Below are 20028 nucleotides of genomic sequence, written 5' to 3'. Positions count from 1 at the left end.
GTTTAACGGCGCGCGCATGCTCGATGCCGAGGGCTGGTCGCGCACCAAGTCTTCTTCATCGATCGCACTCAAGGGCACGGCGCAGGTGCTAGCCGGCGAAGGGAACTCATAAGTTAAGCTAGGTTAACTTTATGAGTGATGTGCGTTCTGAGCGGGTTCCTGAGCCGTCGCTCCCCCAGCCATCGGCCCACAGTCCTCGGCCAGAAAAACGACTTCTCTTTCTCCTCGGCCCCGCGTTTGTCGCCGCAATTGCCTATGTCGACCCCGGCAATGTTGCAGCCAACCTGACCGCGGGCGCCAAATACGGCTACCTGCTCGTCTGGGTGCTTGTCGTCGCCAACGTGATGGCGGTCCTGATCCAATACCTCTCCGCAAAACTGGGCCTCGTCACAGGCAAAAGCCTGCCCGAACTGCTCGGCGAGCGGTTACCTCGGAGCGGACGCTTACTTTTTTGGGTGCAAGCGGAAGCTATTGCCGCTGCCACCGATCTCGCCGAGGTAATTGGTGGAGCGATTGCCCTTCACATTCTCTTCGGGCTCCCCCTGCCACTCGGCGGACTGATTATGGGCGTGGTCTCCACAGCGTTGCTCTCGGTGCAATCACGACGCGGGCAGCGACCGTTCGAATTCGTGATCATCGGCCTTCTTGCCGTTGTCACCGTGGGGTTCGTTGCAGGCCTCTTCGTCAGCCCACTCTCCCTCAGCGAACTGGTTAGCGGCCTCGTACCTCGATTCCAAGGAACTGAGACTGTTCTCCTAGCTGCGAGCATGCTGGGTGCAACGGTGATGCCACACGCGATCTATCTTCACTCCGGACTTGCGCGTGACAGACACGGCGCGAGCATCGACCCGGCGCGCATTACTCATCTTCTTCGGGCAACTCGCTGGGATGTACTGATCGCGCTCGTCATCGCTGGCTCGGTCAACATCGCTATGCTGCTTCTGGCAGCTTCGAGCCTTCGCTGCGTCGAGGGGACCGACAGCATCGAGGGAGCTCACGCTGCGATTGTGGCGGCGCTCGGGCCCGTTGTCGGCATCGTTTTCGGCATCGGACTGCTTGCTTCCGGGCTAGCCTCGACGTCAGTAGGCTCCTACGCAGGGTCACAGATCATGGCCGGCCTCCTCCACCTCAGGGTTCCACTGCTACTACGACGCGTCGTCACTCTGATTCCCGCGCTCATCGTGCTTGCGATCGGCTTCGACCCCACTAGCGCTCTGGTGCTCAGTCAGGTTTTCTTGAGCATTGGAATCCCTTTCGCCTTGATTCCACTCGTCGCGTACACCCAGAACAGAAAGATCATGGGCGAGTTTACGAACCCCCGTGTTGTCACGTGGCTCGCGTGGATCGTGACCGCGCTCATCGTGCTGCTCAACGTGATTCTGATTGCGCTGATTATCGTGGGTGAATCATGAGTGGGACGATCCCGAACGAGCAGCCCACCGATGTCGACTCCATAAGTTTTGTAGCCCAGGACTACCTGAAGGCGATCTGGAGCGCCACTGAATGGGGCGATCCTCCGATCACCACGAAAGCACTCGCTGCCCGCTTCGGAACCAGCCCCGCCAATGTCACCGACACTCTGCGCCGCCTCGCAGCGCAGCAGCTCGTCGACTATCGGCCCTATAAACCTGTCCAGCTTACGAAGACGGGCGCGCGTCTTGCGATAGCCATGGTGCGACGTCACCGCATCATCGAAACGTTCCTAGTCACGACTCTCGACTACGGGTGGGGTGAAGTCCACGACGAAGCGGAACGACTCGAGCACGCCGCGACAGACACGCTGATAGACCGGATGGATGCCTTGCTCGGGTTTCCCACGAGCGACCCGCACGGTGACCCCATACCCACCGCAGAAGGCCACACGAATACTGCACAGGGCGCCATCCGTCTCGCTGGCGCTGCACCGGGACGTTACCGGGTGCAGAGAATTTCCGATGCGGAGGCCGCCAACCTCGAAATTGCCGTCACACTTCAGGTTGCACCGGGAAGAGTCGTCGACACGCACAGCGTCGATGGCGAATGCTACCTCACGACAGCCGAGGGTTCGCAGGCGGTCCCTGCGACCTTCGCAGGTGCAGTGTGGGTCACGCGGATCGATCCGTCCGCGCCATAACCTTCAGCGAACCAACATTCGACACAGTCAACGTTGTCGACCGACACACGAATCGTGGCTTTAGTCGAAAACGCGCTTGAGGAAGTCAGCAGTCGACATGTACCCGATACGCTCAAAGAAGTCAGCGGAGCCACGACTGGGCACAGTGAGCTGGCGTACGCCGCGCTCGAGGCATACAGCCTCGACGGCTTCTACTAACCGTGTGCCAATACCGGTGCTCTGAACGGTGCCATCAACAACGAGTTCCTGAAGCTGTGCGGAACTGCCGTTGGTGTGCAGCAGATGTGCGATCGTCGCGAACGCGTAGCCGACAACAATGCCGTCCGTCTGTTCGGCGACCAACAGGAGCGTTGTCGCGCGATCGTCGACGGCGTGCACGAAGGCAGAGTCGAATGCAGCCCGGTCGGGTGCGTACTCAGTTCCCAGTTGTTTCAGCAACTCGAATACGGAGGCCGCATCGTTCGCGGTCGCAGAACGAATCTGCACAGATTTAGCGGGCGAAGTATCCGCGGTAGTACTCATACGTCCACCCTACGAGGCTAACGACGAGAATACCTCCGCCGATGAATGCGATCCACGGTCCAATAGCAACACCCAAGAAAACGAGCGAGGCAGCGCCGGCAAGCACGATTGGCCACCAGCTCCAGGGGCTGTAGTGCCCCTGCTCGGCTTCACCGTCTTCGATATTTGCATCGAGACGATCCTCAGCGAGTTCGCCGCCCTGAGCCGAGTGCACCTTGCTCAAGTAGAAACCGATGAGAAGGAACAACAGACCGCTCAGCAGCAGAGTGATCGTGCCGACCCACTCCACGCGCTGGTGATTCGCGTCGAGGAGCGACCAGGTCGTGTAAAGACCCGAGAGAAAGAGGAAGAAAACCGTGAGGATCCAGTACAGCTTGACGTTCGCGTTCATCGGTTACTTCACCTTCTCATCTGCAAGGTCGTAGACAGGAGCGTCAGGCGCATCCTTGCCCGGACCAATACCAACAGGGATGCCTGCTTCAGGGTGGTTCAGATCGAAGGCAGGAGATTCGGAACGAATCCGCGGGATCGAGGTGAAGTTGTGACGCGGGGGCGGGCAGCTTGTTGCCCACTCGAGCGAGCGTCCGTAGCCCCACGGGTCGTTTACCGTGACCTTGGGAGCCTTGCGCGTGGTCATGTACACGTTGAAGAGGAACGGGATCATCGACACCGCGAGGATGAATGCACCGATGGTCGAGACCTGGTTCATCCACGTGACCCCATCTTCAGCAAGGTAAGTGCGGTAACGACGCGGGAGCGCCACGACGCCAGCCCAGTGCTGAATGAGGAACGTCATGTGGAAACCGACGAACAGCAACCAGAAGTGAATCTTGCCGAGACGCTCGTTGAGCATCTTGCCGGTCCACTTGGGCCACCAGAAGTAGAAACCACTGAACATGGCGAACACAACGGTTCCGAATACGACGTAGTGGAAGTGAGCCACAACGAAGTAGGTGTCAGAAACGTGGAAGTCGAGCGGCGGGCTAGCGAGGATAACGCCGGTCAGTCCGCCGAAGGTGAAGGTCACGAGGAAGCCGATAGCCCAGAGCATGGGGGTCTCAAACGTGATTGAGCCTCGCCACATTGTGCCGACCCAGTTGAAGATCTTCACACCTGTTGGCACCGCGATGAGCATCGTCATGAGCGAGAAGAACGGAAGCAAGACTGAACCGGTCACGTACATGTGGTGAGCCCACACCGTTACTGACAGGGCAGCAATCGAGATTGTTGCGTACACCAGAGTGGTGTAACCGAAGATCGGCTTGCGGCTGAAGACCGGGAACACCTCAGAGACGATTCCGAAGAACGGAAGCGCAATGATGTAGACCTCAGGGTGGCCGAAGAACCAGAAGAGGTGCTGCCACAACAGAACTCCACCATTGGCGGGGTCATAAATATGGGCGTCGAATACACGGTCAGCACCGAGACCAAACATTGCAGCGGCCAGAACCGGGAACGCCATCAGGATGAGCAGCGAGGTAACGAGCGTGTTCCACGTGAAGATAGGCATGCGGAACATCGTCATGCCAGGAGCGCGCATCGTGATGATCGTGGTGATGAAGTTGACAGCGCCCAAGATGGTGCCGAAACCACTCATTGCGAGACCGAACACCCAGAGGTTTCCGCCGATTCCCGGAGAGAACGTGGTGCTCGACAGCGGCGCGTAAGCAAACCAACCGAAGGATGCCGCACCTTGAGGGGTGAGGAATCCGGCGACTGCAATCAGCGAACCAAAGCTGTAGAGCCAGTAAGCGAACGCGTTCAGTCGCGGGAACGCCACGTCAGGAGCACCGATTTGAAGCGGCATGAGAACGTTCGCGAACCCAGCAAACAACGGAGTAGCGAACATCAGCAGCATGATCGTGCCGTGCATCGTGAACAACTGGTTGTACTGCTCACCCGTTGCCACGATCGACAGACCCGGTTCGAAGAGCTGGGCACGGATGACAAGCGCCATCACACCGCCGAGCAAGAAGTAGAAGAAAGAAGTGATCAGGTACATGTACCCGATGGTTTTGTGGTCGGTCGAGGTGATCCAGTTCACCAAGACGTTGCCCTTACGTTCGACGCTCATGAGCCCTATTCCTCGTCGCTGCTGCCGTTGCCGGGCAAGTTCTGGTTCACGTTGTAATCAAGACCGAGTTGACCCTCGAAGCCAGCAGCACGCTGGGCGTCGATGTAGTCCTCGTATTCGGCCTCGGAGACGACCTTCACGGTGAAGAGCATGAGCGAGTGGTATTCACCACACAGCTCAGCGCACTTGCCCTGGTAGGTGCCTTCCTTGGTCGGGATGAAGTACATGTAGTTGGTCTTGCCAGGCAGCATGTCCTTCTTGTACAAGAAGTCCACGACCCAGAAAGAGTGAGCAACGTCGCGCGCCTCAACCTTGATCTCGACCTTCTTATCGACAGGCAGAACGAGTTGCGGCAGCGAGTCAACGTTGATGGTGCCATCGGGGTTGAAGTCTGCTTGAACACCGGGGCTGTAGACGTTTTCGTCAACGTAGTTGAAGTCCCACGCCCAGCGCTTGCCGATGACCTCAATCTGGACATCCGGGTTGACTTCAACAGCTTCAATAGCCGCCTGGTCACGCGCGGTGAAGGCAAAGAAGCCAAGAACCAAGATCAGCGGCACAACCGTGTAGAAAATCTCGATCGGCATGTTGTAGCGCAGCTGGACCGGAAGGCCGGTCTGTCCGCGGCGACGACGGTAAACAACTGCGGCCCAGATGATGAGGCCCCACGTGATGACACCAACGACCAGAAGAACGATCCATGATGTGACCCAGAGGCCAATCACGCTACTCGTGTGGTTGGTAGTGTCTGGACTTCCTGGCAGATATCCCTGCAACTGGTCCTGAGTACAGCCGGTCAGGACCAACATCGTAACCAGAGCGAGTGGAATCGCTGCCAATCGAATTCGGCGGTTAGAGCGCACCTGTGACCTCTCGAAGAACACGGACTAATACCTTTCCAGTGTATATGCAGCGAGAGGGGGTAGTGATTACCGGCTCGCCCCGCACAAGCGAAAAGGTGCACCGAATCGGCGCACCTTCTCAAAAAATTGCTATGAAATTAGTGAAAACTGTCGCCACAGGCACAGCTGCCTTCGGCGTTGGGGTTGTCAATAGTGAACCCCTGCTTCTCGATCGTGTCTTCGAAGTCGATGCTCGCACCCTCGAGGTACGGAACACTCATCTTGTCAACAACAACCTCGACACCGTCGCCGAAATCACGGCTAACGTCGCCGTCCAGGATGCGCTCGTCGAAGTAGAGCTGATAGATGAGTCCCGAGCATCCGCCCGGCTGCACAGCCAATCGCAGACGTAGGTCGTCACGACCCTCTTGCGACATGAGGCTACGAACCTTGTTCGAGGCAGCCTCCGTGAGCGCGACCCCGTGGGTGGCAGTTTCAACAGCGGATTCAGTCATGACGTAATTCTACGCCCGACGTTCCAACTTTGCGAGCAGCAGCGCCTCGGTGAGGATAGCCCGCTTGAAAACGCCGAGATGAAGGGACTCATTGGGGCTGTGTGCTCGCGACTCTGGGTCTTCAACACCGGTCACCAAAATCTGGGCTTCCGGGAAAACTTCGACAAGATCTGAAATGAACGGGATGGAGCCGCCGATTCCTGTCTCCAACGGTTCATTTCCCCACGCCTCACGCATGGCGGACTTGACGACGTCGACCGCCCAACCGCTGGTGTCGACGAGGAACGGGCTGCCCGTGTCGATATCGGAGAGCTCGAGATGCGCACCGAACGGCGCATGGGCGACTAGGTGGCTGCGAAGAGCCTCGTACGCCACCTCCGCATCTTGCCCTGGCGCGATACGAGCACTCACCTTGACCGTGACGGTGGGTGCCAGAGTGTTTGAGGCGTTCTGGACGCTGGGTGCGTCGATGCCGGTAACAGTGATGGCCGGCTTGTCCCACAGCCTGCTCAGCACGCTGCCGGTGCCCACCGACGTGACTCCCTCCAGCAGCCCCGCTTCGTGGCGGAGTTTCTCTTCGCTGAACTCCGGCGTCTCGGATTCGCGACTCGTGAGCCCGTCAACGGCCACAGCACCGTTCTCGTCATGGAGCGTCGCGAGCAACTTGATAGCAGCGAGCATCGCATCCGGAACCGCTCCCCCGAACATTCCCGAGTGAGAGGCATGCGCCAACGTGGACACCTTGAGCTTGAAGGTCACGTTGCCGCGGAGGCCAACCGTGAGCGACGGCGTGTTCACATCCCAATTGTCGGAGTCCGCAACCACGATCACATCAGCCGCGAGCTTGTCGCGGTTCTGAACGATGAAGTTAGCAAACGATCGCGAACCAAACTCCTCTTCGCCCTCGAAGAAAGCAACAAGGCCGAGATCAAAATCGGGCCCGACGGTGTCAACGAAAGCGCGGATGGCCGCAACATGCGCCATGATCCCCGCCTTGTCATCAGCCGCGCCGCGACCGTAGAGACGATCACCGCGCACTGTCGGCTCGAAGGGAGGCGAATCCCAATCGGCATCCTGACCAGGAGGCTGCACATCATGGTGCGCATACAAGAGAATGGTGGGCTTTCCGTTCTTCGCCTTGCGCGTGGCAAGCACAGCCGGATGCCCGAGCGTGTCGCCATCAATCGGCGCCTGAGCCAGCTCAACGGTGTCGAAAACTCCAATGCCGTCGATCAACGCTCGCGCAGCTTCAGCACTACGAGCGACCTGATCTGAATCGAAGCCGTCCCACGACACTGACGGGATGCGAACCAACGTTGACAACTCCGCAATCGTGGCAGGCAAAGCGCCGTCAACAGCCTCAGTAAGAGCAACGAGTAAAGGATCGGGAGTCGTCGACGCTGACGTCGGCTGCGGCGTGTGAGTCATACGAGTAATCTTAGATCGACACCAACGCAAGGAACCCCGTGGCAAAAGCATCTTCTACCGAAAACACCCCCAATCCTGAGAACTCCGACGCGAACGACAGCGCCAGTTCAGGCAAGGGTCGCCCCACCCCCACACGCAAAGAGCGAGAAGCGGCAAACCTGCGCCCGCTCGTCTCCAACGACCGCAAAGAAGCTAAGCGCACAGCGCGGGCTCAAATGCAGGTCGAACGTGAACGAGCTCGCGTGGGTATGGCGAACGGTGAAGAAAAATACCTGCCGATCCGCGACCGCGGTCCGCAGAAGCGTTTCGTGCGCGACTACGTTGACGCACGTTTCAACGTGGGCGAGTTGCTTGTCCCCGTGATGTTCGCCGTGATTATCCTCACGTTCATCAACGACCCCACGATTCAAGCCCTCGGCTTGCTCTTCCTGTGGGGCTTCTTCATCATCGCCGCAATCGACGCCGTTCTACTCGGATTGCGCTTGCGCAAACTGATCAACGCCAAATTTGGTGAGTCTCGCGCCGAGCGCGTGCGCTGGTACGCCGCGATGCGTTCGCTTCAGCTGCGCATCATGCGTTTGCCGAAGCCTCAGGTTAAGCGCGGCCAGTTCCCGAGCTAGTCGCAAGGCCGGCCGGTTCCTTAGGGAATCGGCTATGCGGCGTTCTCTGCGCGAAACAGTTTCGATAGACCGCGATTGATTGAGCGCGCCCAGAACGGGCCGCGATAGATGAAGCCTGTGTAGCCCTGAACGAGTGTCGCCCCCTCGCGGAGACGCTCAGCGACATCCGCAGCCGTTTCGACTCCACCCACTGAAATTACGCAGAAATCGGCGGGCACAACACTGCGGATGACTCGCAATAGTTCGAGCGAGCGAGCAGCGACAGGCTTGCCAGACACTCCCCCGGCTCCGGCTGCCTCAACGACGTCGGCAGGGGTCGCAAGGCCTTCCCGCGACAGTGTTGTGTTGGTGGCGATGATGCCGTCGAGTTCGTCGACCGCAAGCTGAGCGATGGCCCGAGCCTCGTCATCGGCAACATCAGGGGCAATCTTGACCAGCACGGGCGTGTGGCCGGCAGCCGACTTCACCGCGACCAACAACGGCTTGAGCTTGTCAATCTCTTGGAGACCGCGCAGCCCCGGGGTGTTGGGCGAACTCACGTTAACTACCAAGTAGTCCGCAAGCGGCGCGAGGGCGCGAGTGCTCGTGAGATAGTCCGCGACGGCATCCTCGACGGCGACAACGCGCGACTTGCCAATGTTGATACCAATGATGGGACGCCCGGCACGCCTGCGTGCTCGCTCAATCACCATCGAAGCCTTGGACGCTCCCGCGTTATTGAAGCCCATACGGTTGATGACGCCACGATCGGCGACAAGCCGGAATAACCGCGGCTTGGGATTGCCCGGCTGAGGAAGGGCCGTAATCGTGCCTACCTCAACATGGCTGAAGCCCAGTTGCCCGAGACCCTGGATGCCAGCGCCCGACTTGTCAAAGCCTGCAGCCACGCCGAACGGTGAACTAAACGTGAGTCCCAGAGTCTTCACCTCGAGCGCGGGATCAGCCGGACCTTGCACCAGCTTTCCCACACCGATGACCGGAAGTGCCTTGATCACCGAAAAGGCGAGCGAATGCGCAAACTCGGGATCAAGCCGCTTAAGAACAGTGCGGAAAAAGAAGTCGTACATAGCGAACGGTGCTCTCAACGATAGAAGGCGGGATACAGCGAAACCGGATGGTTCAGTTAGGAGGCGGTGCCGTGATCCAACCGCAATTGGCTAATCGCGGCATCGAAATCGTCGAGCGAATCAAACGCCTGATACACGCTGGCGAAGCGCAAATAGGCGACCTCGTCGAGATCGCGTAGCGGCGAAAGAATCGCTAGGCCGATCTCGTTGGCGTCGATCTGAGCGGCGCCGGTCGCACGAATGGCTTCTTCAACCTTCTGTGCGAGCACAGCGAGGTCGGTGTCTGTGACAGGTCGTCCCTGGCACGCTTTGCGCACGCCACTCACAATTTTCTCGCGGCTGAAAGATTCCACAACACCGTTGCGCTTGATGACATTCAACGACGCGGTTTCGGTGGTCGAGAAACGACGGCCACACTCGGGGCACTGCCGGCGGCGACGGATCGAAAGACCATCATCGCTGGTGCGCGAATCAACAACCCTGCTGTCAGGATGCCTACAAAAAGGGCAATACATAGTGCCTCAAGAGTACCCGGTTAGCGGTCGCGGAACCGTTCACTCACAGCCGAACCGTGGGCAGGAAGATCTTCAGCAGAGCTCAACGCCACAATGTGCGGTTCGAGCTCGCGAAGAGCATCGTGACTGTAGCGAATGATCTGCTGCGGGCGAAGGAAGGTGTATGCCCCCAGCCCTGAAGAGAAGCGTGACTGACCGCCGGTGGGGAGCACGTGATTCGAGCCAGCGAGGTAGTCGCCCAAGCTCACGGGTGACTGGTCACCCAAGAAAATTGCTCCGGCGTTATCGACCATGTCGAGCACAGCGCCAAACTCTTCCGTCTGAATCTCGAGGTGCTCCGGGCCATACGCATTGCTGAGCGCGGCAGCGGCCGCCATATCGCTCACCAAGACGATTGCAGACTGCTGACCGGCGAGAGCAACGCTCGCGCGCTGAGAGTGTGGCGTCACGGCCAGTTGCTCGGCCAAGTGCGTGCGCACAGCATCCGCAAGTTCTTCGGAATCTGTGACGAGCACGGCAGCTGCAAGTTCATCGTGCTCGGCCTGACTGAGCAAGTCGGCAGCAACGAGCCGAGGATCAGCCGAAGCATCGGCAATGATCAGGATCTCGGTGGGACCAGCTTCGGAATCGATACCCACCACGCCACGCACGGCACGCTTGGCCGCGGCAACGTAGACGTTTCCCGGACCGGTGATGATGTCGACAGGGTCCAGCCCCAATTCTTGAACACCATAGGCAAACGCGCCGATCGCACCGGCACCGCCCATCGCATAAACCTCATCAACGCCAAGCAGACCGGCTGCACCGAGGATCGTCGGGTGGACTGCTCCACCGAACGCGCGTTGCGGCGGAGAAGCAAGCGCCACCGACGAGACACCGGCTACTTGGGCCGGAACGACATTCATGATCACGCTCGACGGGTACACAGCTTTACCGCCGGGAACATACAGACCTACACGGTTGACAGGCTGCCAGCGCTGAATAATTTCAGCACCGTCGCCCAGCTGAGTCATCATCGCCGGAGGTACTTGCGCTTTGCTCGCGGTGCGCACGCGATCGATGGCAAGTTCGAGAGCCTCACGCACGGCAGGTTCGAGCGCCCGCGTGGCGCGCGTGATCTCATCCGCATGAATGCGCACACGCTCAGGAAGAACGCCATCGAGACGCTCGGCCTGGTCGAGCAGTGCTTGCTCGCCATGCTCCCGCACATCCTCAATGAGTTGGATGGCTGTAGCGGACGCGATAGACACGTCCATCTCGGCGCGCGGGATGACACGAGAAAGTTCCGCACGGCTTAGAGCGGTGGACCGAAGATCAATAGTATTCAGTGACATGGCTCAACCATGCTAGTTCGTTATCTGCAAGGAATTCGCCCAAGCCAATTAGGGTTGTAGTAAGCACATGGAAAATTCAGAAGCAGCAGACGGAATCGACGCCTTCAAAGGTGCCTTCAGACGACACGCGGCCGGCGTTGCCGTGATCACATCGCTGGCACCCGACGGGCATCCAGTTGGCTTTACCGCCACGTCTCTCGCCTCACTCGCTGCGGTGCCACCGCTTGCTACGTTCAACATGGCGCAAGTCTCCAGCTCGTGGCCAGCCATCACCGTTGGCAACAAGGTCGCCATCCATATGCTCGGCCCACGTAGCCGTCACCTTGCCGAGAAGATGGCAGCCGATCACGAGCTGCGATTCGTGGGCGATCACTGGCACGCCGGCGAGAAGGGCCTGCCGTTGCTTGAGGAAGCGACCGCCATCGCGATCGGACACATCGTTGACGTTCATCCCGTGCACAACAACGCTGTCGTCGTCGTCGAAATTGACCACGGCACGCTTGGAGCGGAAGACGAAGCGCTGCTCTACCACGAGCGCACCTATATGCGCCCGGTTGAGCTAACGGACGACGAGAACTAACTCGTCACGCACGCCTCTAACCGAGGCAGCCTGGTCCGAGCAACGACTTCAGCTCTCCGTAAAGATCCGCTGAGACCTTCACCCGGTACGGCAATTCAAAGACCCGAGCGACATCATCACGCACTAGTCGTAGTCGTACCTCGATAGTGCCGGAATGACGGATGAGAACCTCACCGAGTCCCGAGACTACGTCGGTCGTGGCTCGCTGTTCCTTCAGCGTCAGAACGATCGGACCTGATCCCAAACTCGCCCCAAGGTCGGGCGAGAACATGCTCACAGCATGCAAGTTCATTCCGTCGTCTCGAGCACTAGCTCGACCACGAACCACCACAATTGAGTCATTGACTAGCCCCGGCGCAAACTCTTGGTACGTCTTGCCCAGGAACATGACATCGATCTCGCCGGCAAAGTCTTCGACGGTGACAATTCCGTACTGGTTGCCACTATTGCGAGCGACCCGGTGTTGCACACTCGTCACTAGCCCAGCGATCGAGACATGCTCGCCATCCGACACCACATCGCCCGAAAGCACTTCGGTGATCGTAAAGTCTTGATGTTTTGCCAGCTGGATCTCAAGGCCCGACAGCGGATGGTCAGAAACGTAGAGACCCAACATTTCGCGCTCGAAGGCGAGCTTGTCGCGCTTTGACCACTCGGGCCGTTCCGGAACGCCATCTTCGTCTTCGTTGAAGTCGAAAATGCCGCCAAAGAGGTCCACCTGACCGTTGGCTTCGTTGCGTTTGAGACTAACGGCGGAATCACACGCGTCTTCGTGGATCTCCAATAGACCGCGACGCGTCGCTCCGAGCGAGTCAAAGGCCCCAGATTTGATCAGTGACTCGACGGTTCGCTTATTCGCGACTTGGATCGACACCTTCCGCAGGAAGTCGTGGAACGACTCGAAACGTCCTTTGTCGGTGCGCGCGCGAACGATTTGCTCCACGACGGCAGCACCGACGTTGCGCACGGCGCCAAGGCCGAAACGAATGTCGCCGGCCACAGCGGTGAAGTTGACGGTCGACTCGTTAACGTCGGGGGCGAGAACCTTGATGCCCATGCGACGGCACTCGCTCAGATACATTCCGAGCTTGTCTTTGGAGTCACCGACGCTGGTCAGCAGCGCTGCCATGTATTCGGCCGGATAGTTTGCTTTGAGATACGCCGTCCAGTAGCTGAGCACGCCATATCCGGCGCTGTGCGCCTTGTTGAAGGCGTAATCAGCAAAGGGCATCAGGGTTTCCCAGAGGACCTTTACGGCCTCTTTGCTGAAGCCGTTGTCGAGCATTCCGGTCTCGAAGCCGAGGAACTGCTTGTCGAGTTCTTCCTTCTTCTTCTTACCCATCGCTCGACGCAAAACGTCGGCTTGTCCGAGGGTGAAGCCTGCGACCTTCTGAGCCACCGACATCACTTGCTCTTGGTACACGATGAGGCCGAAGGTCGTGCCGAGAATATCCTTCAGCGGCTCTTCAAGTTCGGCGTGGATCGCGTCGATCTCTTCCAAGCCGTTCTTGCGCAGCGCGTACTTGGTATGCGAGTTCATTCCCATGGGGCCCGGGCGGTACAGGGCAATCACGGCCGAAATATCTTCGAAGTTGGTGGGTTTCAGTTGCTTGAGCAGCGCACGCATGGGGCCACCGTCGAGCTGGAATACCCCAAGAGTGTCACCTCGCGCCAGCAGATCGTACGTCTTCTGGTCGGCATCGAGATCGAGGTCTTCAATGATCAGGGGTGAGCCAGTATTGGCTTCGATCATTTTGAGCGCGTCTTCGATCACCGTGAGGTTTCGAAGACCCAAGAAGTCCATCTTGATCAGGCCCAGACTCTCCAACGGCGGCTGATCGAACTGGGTAATGATTGCGCCGTCATCTTCGCGGCGCATGATGGGCAACACATCGAGCAAGGGTTCGGCGGACAGCACGACGCCGGCAGCGTGAACGCCCCACTGCCGTTTCAGTCCTTCAAGACCAACCGCGGTTTCAAAGACTTTCGCAGCTTCGTGATCGGTGTCCAAGATGCCGCGGATGTCGGCGGCTTCTTTGTAGCGTGCCGCATCTTTGTTGCGCACATCTCCGAGGGAAATGTCTTTTCCCATGATGGCTGGGGGCATCGCCTTCGTCAGCTTCTCGCCGACCGAGTACGGCATTCCGAGCACGCGAGCCGAGTCTTTGAGAGCTTGTTTAGCTTTGATCGTTCCGTAGGTGACGATTTGGGCCACGCGGTCGTCGCCGTACTTGTCGGTGACATAACGGATGACTTCACCACGGCGCCGGTCGTCAAAGTCGACGTCGACGTCGGGCATCGATACGCGCTCAGGGTTGAGGAAGCGCTCGAAAATTAGTCCGTGGGCAAGAGGGTCTAGCTCCGTGATTCCCACGGCATAGGATGCCATCGACCCAGCAGCAGATCCGCGCCCCGGTCCTACGCGAATGCCCTGCGACTTAGCCCATTCAATGAAGTCTGCGACCACCAAGAAGTAGCCGGGGAACCCCATCTGCTGAATGACATCGACCTCGTACTTGGCTTGCGCAAGGTGCGCGTCAGACGGTGCGTTATTGAACCGTTTGTTCATGCCACGGGCGACTTCTTTTTCGAACCAGGTCGCTTCGGTCTCCCCCTCGGGAACGGGGAAGCGAGGCATGAGGTCGCGGCCCTCGAAGCTGATTTCACTGCGCTCGGCGATGAGCAGTGTGTTGTCGCAGGCTTCAGGATGCTCGCGGAACAGTGACCGCATCTCCGCAGCAGTTTTGAGATAGAACTCATTCGAGTCGAACTTGAACCGGTTGGGGTCGTCGAGCGTCGATGCTGATTGCACGCACAGGAGCGCGGCGTGCGCCGTGGCATCGTGAGCGTGCGTGTAATGCAAGTCGTTCGTCGCTAGCAGAGGCATATCGAGCTCTTTAGCGAGCTTCAGGAGATCGAGCATTGTGCGGCGCTCGATATCGATGCCGTGATCCATGATTTCGGCGAAAAAGTTTTCTTTGCCGAAAATGTCTTGGAACTCAGCCGCGGCGATTTTCGCCTCGTCGTATAGTCCCAAGCGGAGCTTCGTCTGGACCTCGCCACCGACACAGCCTGTTGTGGCGGTTATGCCTTTGGAGTACTCGCTCAGAAGCTCGCGGTCCATTCGAGGCTTGAAATAAAAACCTTCAATAGATGCTCGTGACGACAGCCGAAAGAGGTTGTGCATGCCTTCGTTGTTCTGGGCAAGCAACGTCATGTGGGTGTATGCACCACTACCACCGACGTCATCACGAGTCTGGTGGCTACCGCCCCAACGCACCCGCGTCTTATCTCTTCGCGACGTGCCGGGGGTGACGTATGCCTCTGTGCCGATAATGGGCTTGATACCGCGGGCTGTCGCCTGTTTCCAGAAGTCGTAAGCGCCGAACATGTTGCCATGGTCAGTGATGGCGATCGCGGGCATGCCCTGCTCAACAGCGGCATCCAAGAGCGGACCGACGCGAGCCGCTCCGTCGAGCATCGAGTACTCACTATGAACGTGCAAATGCACAAACGAGTCGTTATTGGCAGCCAAAGACACTCCGAATTCTTTCGAAATCTAGCCTAAGCCAGCGAGCCGATGAGACTATAACTGACGCGCCCTAGTCGGCTCGAAGCACCTCAAGTGCTGAGTGAAGGTCAGCCGGATACGGCGACTCGAACGAGACTTGTTCGCCCGTTGCGGGATGCGCGAAACCGAGCTTGTGGGCATGCAGCCACTGGCGGGTTAGCCCCAGCCGCGCCGAAATCGTCGGGTCTGCGCCGTACATGGTGTCCCCGACACAGGGATGCCGTTGCGCGGCCATATGAACACGGATCTGATGCGTGCGCCCTGTCTCAAGGTGCACCTCAACCAGAGCAGCAGACGGGAACGCTTCTAAGGTTTCGTAGTGGGTAATCGAGTCTTTGCCGCCCGAGACCACTGCGAACTTCCAACTGGAGCCCGGATGACGCCCGATCGGCGCATCGATGGTGCCGGCGAGCGGGTCAGGGTGCCCCTGCACGACAGAGTGATAGATCTTGCTGACCTCACGGTCATGGAATGCACGCTTGAGTTCGGTGTAGGCAAGCTCAGACTTCGCGACGACCATCAGACCACTTGTTCCAGCATCCAGACGGTGAACGACTCCGGCACGCTCCGCAGCGCCCGAGGTCGAAATGCGGTAGCCCGCACCGGCTAGTGCGCCAAGCACCGTAACGCCATCCCAGCCAATTGAAGGGTGGGCGGCCACTCCCGCTGGCTTATCGACCACAACAATGTGCTCGTCGTCGTAGATGATGCCAAGAGAGTCAAGAACTACGGGAACGATCTGAGGCTCGGTCTTGGAAACCCACGATACTTCGAGCCAGGAACCATCAACAAGGCGGTCAGACTTACCGACGGCAACACCATCCATCGTCACCCCGCCGCCTGCGGCTACCTCAGCGGCGAAGGTGCGAGAGAAACCCAGTAGTTTGGCGAGAGCTGCGTCGACGCGCTGCCCCGCAAGGCCCTCAGGAACCGGCAAGCTTCGGGTTTCCATGATGCTCCTTGATAGTGATGCGCTTAAACGGACGTGTCGCACTCCCCCAGCCTGGCTGGGTTAGGTGCGAACACGGCAAAAGCCGCCAGCGGCGGCGGAGCCGAAGCTCTCACCGACCGACTGACGGCCATTGCAGAAAAACTAGCTACCGGAGAATCCCGAGAAGCTGGCGGGAGGCTGCTGTGCCGACTGGGGCGCAGAGAAGTCTTCCGGAGTCAAGTGACCAGAAGGCTGCGACGCCGGAGCGTGGCCCTGCTGAGCTGAGGAACCACCAGCGGTGACGAGACTCGAAGAATCGAGTTCGTGAAGCTGGCCCTCAATGTAGCTCTTGAGCTTCTCACGGTACTCACGCTCGAAGCTGCGGAGCGACTCGATGCGACCCTCAAGAGCTTCACGTTCGCGTTCGAGAGTGCCGATCTGCTCGCGCTGCTGCGCTTCAGCCTCAGCAACGAGTTCTGCGGCTGTGGCCTTGCTGGCAGCGACGACCTCGGCGGCAGATGCCTTGCCCTCAGCGAGGATTTCAGCAGCGGATGCCTGACCCTCAGCAATAAGAGCGTCACGCTTCTGAACGCCCTCACGGACGTGCTCTTCGTGCAGGCGCCGTGCAAGCTGAAGAAGATTATTGGTGCTGCTCGCGTCGTCTAGGACCGACGAGGCCGGCTCTATCGCAGCGGGTGCAGCAGGAGCTGGCGCGCTTTCGATGGCGGCGGGTGCCGGAGCGGCAATCGCTGCAGGAGCAGCAGCAGCAGGAGCGCTGCTCGCATTCTGCTGAAGTTCAGTTGCACGAGCCTCTGCAGCGCTCAAACGCTGACGAAGCTCGTCGTTCTCTTGGTTAAGACGGCGCAACTCAACAACAACCTCATCGAGGAAGTCATCGACATCATCTTGGTCGTATCCCTCGCGGAATTTTGTTGATTCAAACCGCTTGTTGACCACGTCTTCTGGAGTCAAAGCCATTTCCGCCACCTCTAACACTTTCTTTCAACGTATACACAACGTTCAACGTTCGCATCACATCGTAGTAACGAAACCTGATTAGTTGCCGCATGCTCTCCGATAAGACTACATCTGCAGCGGCCAGTTCTAAAAGCCCCGCAAAATGGAGGTAAGGATGATGCATACGAGCATGACCAGCATCCACGATAAATCGAGCGCTCCGTTGCCGATTCGAATCATCGGGACAACTTTGCGGACCGCTTTGATCGGAGGATCAGTAATGGTGTACACAAGCTCAGAAAGAACCAGCCCAACGCCGCTCGGGCGCCATCCTCGAGCGAAGACGACAACGAGGTCGAGAATGAACCGAGCCCACATCGCGAACATGAACAAAGTGATGGCGTAATAAGCCACCAGGGCGATAACAGAAACGGGATTCACCCCTCTAGATTAGCGGGCTTCACATTGCCCGCCGTGCAGTGCGGCTACTGAGCGAAGAAGGAAGCGTCAACGTCAGACTCAACTTCGGCCTGTTCGCCGCTCACAGCAACGTGTGCCGGAGAGAGCAAGAAGACCTTGCTGGTGACGCGCTCGATCTTGCCGTAGAGACCCTGCGAGAGTCCACTGGCGAAGTCCACGAGACGGCGAGCATCCGGCTCGCTCATCTGTGACAGGTTGATGATTACGGGGATACCCTCGCGGAAGTTCTCAGCGATGAGCTGGGCATCCTTGTACTGGCGCGGGTGCACCGTCAAAATCTCATTCATCTCTGCCTCCGCAGTGCTGGGTGCAGCGCGACGCAACGGCGTAACCGGGGCACGGTTAGAACTCGCTGGTGCGGGTGCTGCTGCAACAGGGGCAACCGGCGCGGCTGGTCCCTGCTCGTACTCGTAGTCCTCATCGGCGAGGCCGAGGTAGACCATTGTCTTGCGCAGTGGGTTGGCCATGATAATCCTCCGAATGGTGAAGCTTCTGCTTCGAGATTAACCATGGTCGGGTCGTTTTCCCGTGATTGCCGTGCCAATTCGTAGGTGTGTCGCGCCTTCAGCAATAGCCTCGGCGAAGTCTCCTGACATGCCCATAGACAGCGCTGCGGCCTCTGGATGGTTCAGCTGGACGCGCTCGGACAGACCCCGCAGAGCGGCGAAGGCAGGCTTCGGGTCGCCGTCTAGTGGCGCGACACCCATGAGGCCACGGAGCCGCAGCCCAGGCGCCGCCGCTACTCGGTCAGCAAAGCCTTCAAGTTCGGCTGGCACTACCCCACCGCGACCGGAATCGTCCGTGAGGTTGACCTGGACGAAAACATCAAGCGCGCTTTCGGCGTCGTCGCTGGCGAGCGCGGTGATCAAGGAATCGCGATCCACAGAATGCACCGCTTGGCAGTACGCGCGCACTTGACGTGCTTTCTTGCTCTGCAACTGACCGACAAAGTTCCAGTGCAAATCAAGGTCAGCCAACTCGGCCGCTTTGGGTTGCGCTTCTTGGTGACGATTCTCACCGACGTCGCGAACGCCCAATCCGTGCAGCTCTCGAACGAGGCTCGCCGGATGGAATTTGGTGATCACGATACGCGTAATCGACGACAGGTCGCGGGATGCCGAGCGTGCGGCATCCGCGATCCTGTCGTCGACCTCTGCGAGTCGTTCGCCTAACGGGGTCAGGTCGACCATCGCGCCTATTTCAGGAAGTCAGGAACGTCGAGATCGTTGTCGTTCTCGTCGTCGTCATCGAAACTGCGGTCGATCGGTGTTGCGGGAACTGCGCTCGGCTGCGACTTCCAATCGGTGTCTTTGCTCGGCGTCTTTTCCTCTGCTGCGATGTGCTCAGCCGGGGGCTCAGGAACAACGTAGTTGGTGCGGCGACCCTCAACAGGCTTGGCGGAAGGTTCCCCACCGTCGAAGCCAGCAGCGATCACTGTGACACGAACCTCGTCACCCAGAGTGTCGTCAATGACGGCACCGAAGATGATGTTGGCCTCGCGGTGAACAGCTTCTTGAACGAGGCGAGCGGCGTCGTTGATCTCGAAGATACCGAGGTTTGATCCACCCTGGATCGACAGCAGCACTCCATGCGCGCCATCGATGCTGGCTTCAAGCAGCGGTGATGCCACAGCAAGTTCTGCCGCTTTTATGGCCCGGTCGGCCCCGCGTGATGAGCCAATACCCATCAGTGCGGAACCGGCACCCTGCATGACCGACTTGACGTCGGCGAAGTCGAGGTTGATCAGACCAGGGGTCGTAATGAGGTCTGTGATGCCTTGAACGCCGGCAAGAAGAACCTGGTCGGCGGTTGAGAACGCTTCGAGCATGCTGATGCCGCGATCGCTGATCTCGAGAAGGCGGTCGTTGGGAACGACGATGAGGGTGTCAACCTCATTTTTGAGAGTCTCCACTCCGATCTCCGCCTGAGACGAACGGCGCTTGCCCTCGAAGCCGAACGGCTTCGTGACAACACCAATCGTGAGTGCGCCAATCGACTTAGCGATGCGGGCGACGACGGGAGCACCACCGGTGCCCGTTCCACCACCCTCACCAGCGGTAACAAAGACCATGTCGGCGCCCGCAAGCGCCTCTTCGATCTCTTCGGCGTGATCTTCGGCAGCACGACGGCCAACCTCAGGATCGGCGCCGGCTCCAAGTCCGCGCGTGAGTTCGCGACCGACGTCAAGCTTGACGTCTGCATCGCTCATGAGCAGCGCCTGGGCGTCGGTATTGATCGCAATAAACTCGACGCCTCGCAGGCCGAGCTCGATCATCCGGTTGACAGCGTTCACGCCACCGCCACCGATGCCGACTACCTTGATGACTGCGAGGTAGTTCTGGTTTGATGTCACTTTTCGGCCTCCACTGGAAACTATCAACCTCGACTTGAGGTTTAAAGTTATGCTCAGTATGTATTTCTTTTGTTGAGAGTATGCGGAGAGCACCCCACACGGATGCACAACAGGCCGCGTGTCGGA

Annotated in this window: 20 protein-coding genes; 4 read left to right on the top strand and 16 right to left on the bottom strand. The window is 58.9% G+C overall.

All coding sequences use genetic code 11. From position 1 onward, the window contains the following. The first annotated feature begins 131 nt into the window (after positions 1-131). Positions 132-1412, top strand: a complete 1281-nt coding sequence (locus I6E52_RS00745) for an Nramp family divalent metal transporter (RefSeq protein WP_197154234.1) — start codon at positions 132-134, stop codon at positions 1410-1412. Beyond that, on the top strand, positions 1409-2113 hold the full coding sequence (locus I6E52_RS00740) for a metal-dependent transcriptional regulator (RefSeq protein ID WP_197154232.1): 705 nt from the start codon (positions 1409-1411) through the stop codon (positions 2111-2113). The genes I6E52_RS00745 and I6E52_RS00740 overlap by 4 nt, the downstream gene beginning before the upstream one ends. A 60-nt stretch (positions 2114-2173) precedes the next feature. Here I6E52_RS00740 and I6E52_RS00735 read toward each other — a convergent pair whose 3' ends face one another. The 6 genes from I6E52_RS00735 to I6E52_RS00710 all read right to left on the bottom strand — a co-directional run bounded on the left by I6E52_RS00735 (position 2174) and on the right by I6E52_RS00710 (position 7494). Beyond that, entirely contained in the window at positions 2174-2635 is a 462-nt protein-coding gene (locus I6E52_RS00735) for a GNAT family N-acetyltransferase (protein ID WP_231601721.1), read from the bottom strand. Then, positions 2604-3026 carry a cytochrome c oxidase subunit 4 gene (locus tag I6E52_RS00730; RefSeq protein WP_197154231.1) on the bottom strand — a complete coding sequence of 141 codons (423 nt, stop codon included), beginning with the start codon at positions 3024-3026 and terminating at the stop codon, positions 2604-2606. Before I6E52_RS00730 ends, I6E52_RS00735 begins: the two co-directional genes overlap by 32 nt. Before the next feature lie 3 nt (positions 3027-3029). Then, on the bottom strand, positions 3030-4709 hold the full coding sequence (gene ctaD, locus I6E52_RS00725; protein ID WP_197124880.1) for a cytochrome c oxidase subunit I: 1680 nt from the start codon (positions 4707-4709) through the stop codon (positions 3030-3032). Between the two features lie 5 nt (positions 4710-4714). Beyond that, on the bottom strand, positions 4715-5593 hold the full coding sequence (gene coxB / locus I6E52_RS00720; RefSeq protein WP_307842301.1) for a cytochrome c oxidase subunit II: 879 nt from the start codon (positions 5591-5593) through the stop codon (positions 4715-4717). 116 nt (positions 5594-5709) lie between these two features. Then, on the bottom strand, positions 5710-6066 hold the full coding sequence (locus tag I6E52_RS00715) for an iron-sulfur cluster assembly accessory protein (protein ID WP_197135452.1): 357 nt from the start codon (positions 6064-6066) through the stop codon (positions 5710-5712). A 9-nt stretch (positions 6067-6075) separates the two neighbouring features. Next, complete coding sequence (locus tag I6E52_RS00710; protein WP_197154230.1) at positions 6076-7494, bottom strand: dipeptidase; 1419 nt, start codon at positions 7492-7494, stop codon at positions 6076-6078. A 38-nt stretch (positions 7495-7532) separates the two neighbouring features. On the opposite strand from I6E52_RS00710, the gene I6E52_RS00705 reads away from it, so the two are divergent. Next, the gene (locus tag I6E52_RS00705) at positions 7533-8114 is read left to right on the top strand and encodes a DUF3043 domain-containing protein (protein ID WP_197124886.1); all 582 of its coding nucleotides are present in this window, start codon (positions 7533-7535) and stop codon (positions 8112-8114) included. A 32-nt stretch (positions 8115-8146) separates the two neighbouring features. On the opposite strand, the gene I6E52_RS00700 is transcribed toward I6E52_RS00705, so the two are convergent. Genes I6E52_RS00700 through hisD form a run of 3 tightly spaced genes read right to left on the bottom strand, consistent with a single transcriptional unit; the run spans position 8147 to position 11030 of the window. Further along, positions 8147-9181 carry a quinone-dependent dihydroorotate dehydrogenase gene (locus I6E52_RS00700; RefSeq protein ID WP_197154229.1) on the bottom strand — a complete coding sequence of 345 codons (1035 nt, stop codon included), beginning with the start codon at positions 9179-9181 and terminating at the stop codon, positions 8147-8149. Positions 9182-9237: 56 nt separating this feature from the next. Then, positions 9238-9696, bottom strand: a complete 459-nt coding sequence (gene nrdR, locus I6E52_RS00695; RefSeq protein ID WP_197124677.1) for a transcriptional regulator NrdR — start codon at positions 9694-9696, stop codon at positions 9238-9240. A 20-nt stretch (positions 9697-9716) separates the two neighbouring features. Further along, positions 9717-11030 (bottom strand): histidinol dehydrogenase, encoded by a 1314-nt coding sequence (gene hisD, locus I6E52_RS00690; protein ID WP_197154228.1) that lies wholly within the window; start codon positions 11028-11030, stop codon positions 9717-9719. Positions 11031-11097: 67 nt separating this feature from the next. Here hisD and I6E52_RS00685 point away from each other — a divergent pair, with 67 nt between their 5' ends. Then, positions 11098-11610: a flavin reductase family protein gene (locus I6E52_RS00685; protein WP_197154227.1), complete on the top strand. Its 513-nt coding sequence runs from the start codon at positions 11098-11100 to the stop codon at positions 11608-11610. Between the two features lie 16 nt (positions 11611-11626). Here I6E52_RS00685 and dnaE read toward each other — a convergent pair whose 3' ends face one another. The 7 genes from dnaE to ftsZ form a co-directional block, all read right to left on the bottom strand. Next, entirely contained in the window at positions 11627-15145 is a 3519-nt protein-coding gene (dnaE, locus tag I6E52_RS00680; protein WP_197124891.1) for a DNA polymerase III subunit alpha, read from the bottom strand. A 67-nt stretch (positions 15146-15212) separates the two neighbouring features. Beyond that, positions 15213-16133, bottom strand: coding sequence for an RluA family pseudouridine synthase (locus I6E52_RS00675; protein ID WP_197154226.1), 921 nt, complete (start codon positions 16131-16133; stop codon positions 15213-15215). Between the two features lie 141 nt (positions 16134-16274). Then, the gene (locus I6E52_RS00670; RefSeq protein ID WP_197154225.1) at positions 16275-17090 is read right to left on the bottom strand and encodes a DivIVA domain-containing protein; all 816 of its coding nucleotides are present in this window, start codon (positions 17088-17090) and stop codon (positions 16275-16277) included. Between the two features lie 126 nt (positions 17091-17216). Continuing rightward, positions 17217-17510 carry a YggT family protein gene (locus I6E52_RS00665; protein ID WP_197124895.1) on the bottom strand — a complete coding sequence of 98 codons (294 nt, stop codon included), beginning with the start codon at positions 17508-17510 and terminating at the stop codon, positions 17217-17219. Between the two features lie 44 nt (positions 17511-17554). Then, entirely contained in the window at positions 17555-18016 is a 462-nt protein-coding gene (locus I6E52_RS00660; RefSeq protein WP_197124897.1) for a cell division protein SepF, read from the bottom strand. Positions 18017-18052: 36 nt separating this feature from the next. Continuing rightward, positions 18053-18739 carry a YggS family pyridoxal phosphate-dependent enzyme gene (locus I6E52_RS00655; protein WP_197154223.1) on the bottom strand — a complete coding sequence of 229 codons (687 nt, stop codon included), beginning with the start codon at positions 18737-18739 and terminating at the stop codon, positions 18053-18055. A 5-nt stretch (positions 18740-18744) separates the two neighbouring features. Next, the gene (ftsZ, locus tag I6E52_RS00650) at positions 18745-19902 is read right to left on the bottom strand and encodes a cell division protein FtsZ (RefSeq protein WP_197124901.1); all 1158 of its coding nucleotides are present in this window, start codon (positions 19900-19902) and stop codon (positions 18745-18747) included. Positions 19903-20028 lie beyond the last annotated feature (126 nt).

Origin of the sequence: Salinibacterium sp. NG253, assembly GCF_015864945.1 — a bacterium.
Lineage (GTDB): Bacteria > Actinomycetota > Actinomycetes > Actinomycetales > Microbacteriaceae > Rhodoglobus.
The sequence above is the reverse complement of the archived record's forward strand: the minus strand, read 5'-3'. Positions and strand labels throughout refer to the sequence as shown.

Excerpts from the sequence above, each read along its gene's own strand:
- I6E52_RS00660 (WP_197124897.1), bottom strand. The coding sequence starts at position 18,016 with ATGGCCAACCCACTGCGCAAGACAATGGTCTACCTCGGCCTCGCCGAT.
- I6E52_RS00745 (WP_197154234.1), top strand. The coding sequence starts at position 132 with ATGAGTGATGTGCGTTCTGAGCGGGTTCCTGAGCCGTCGCTCCCCCAG.
- hisD (WP_197154228.1), bottom strand. The coding sequence starts at position 11,030 with ATGTCACTGAATACTATTGATCTTCGGTCCACCGCTCTAAGCCGTGCG.
- I6E52_RS00675 (WP_197154226.1), bottom strand. The coding sequence starts at position 16,133 with ATGGAAACCCGAAGCTTGCCGGTTCCTGAGGGCCTTGCGGGGCAGCGC.
- I6E52_RS00735 (WP_231601721.1), bottom strand. The coding sequence starts at position 2,635 with ATGAGTACTACCGCGGATACTTCGCCCGCTAAATCTGTGCAGATTCGT.
- I6E52_RS00730 (WP_197154231.1), bottom strand. The coding sequence starts at position 3,026 with ATGAACGCGAACGTCAAGCTGTACTGGATCCTCACGGTTTTCTTCCTC.
- I6E52_RS00740 (WP_197154232.1), top strand. The coding sequence starts at position 1,409 with ATGAGTGGGACGATCCCGAACGAGCAGCCCACCGATGTCGACTCCATA.
- I6E52_RS00685 (WP_197154227.1), top strand. The coding sequence starts at position 11,098 with ATGGAAAATTCAGAAGCAGCAGACGGAATCGACGCCTTCAAAGGTGCC.
- I6E52_RS00670 (WP_197154225.1), bottom strand. The coding sequence starts at position 17,090 with ATGGCTTTGACTCCAGAAGACGTGGTCAACAAGCGGTTTGAATCAACA.
- I6E52_RS00655 (WP_197154223.1), bottom strand. The coding sequence starts at position 18,739 with ATGGTCGACCTGACCCCGTTAGGCGAACGACTCGCAGAGGTCGACGAC.
- nrdR (WP_197124677.1), bottom strand. The coding sequence starts at position 9,696 with ATGTATTGCCCTTTTTGTAGGCATCCTGACAGCAGGGTTGTTGATTCG.
- I6E52_RS00715 (WP_197135452.1), bottom strand. The coding sequence starts at position 6,066 with ATGACTGAATCCGCTGTTGAAACTGCCACCCACGGGGTCGCGCTCACG.
- I6E52_RS00700 (WP_197154229.1), bottom strand. The coding sequence starts at position 9,181 with ATGTACGACTTCTTTTTCCGCACTGTTCTTAAGCGGCTTGATCCCGAG.
- I6E52_RS00710 (WP_197154230.1), bottom strand. The coding sequence starts at position 7,494 with ATGACTCACACGCCGCAGCCGACGTCAGCGTCGACGACTCCCGATCCT.
- ctaD (WP_197124880.1), bottom strand. The coding sequence starts at position 4,709 with ATGAGCGTCGAACGTAAGGGCAACGTCTTGGTGAACTGGATCACCTCG.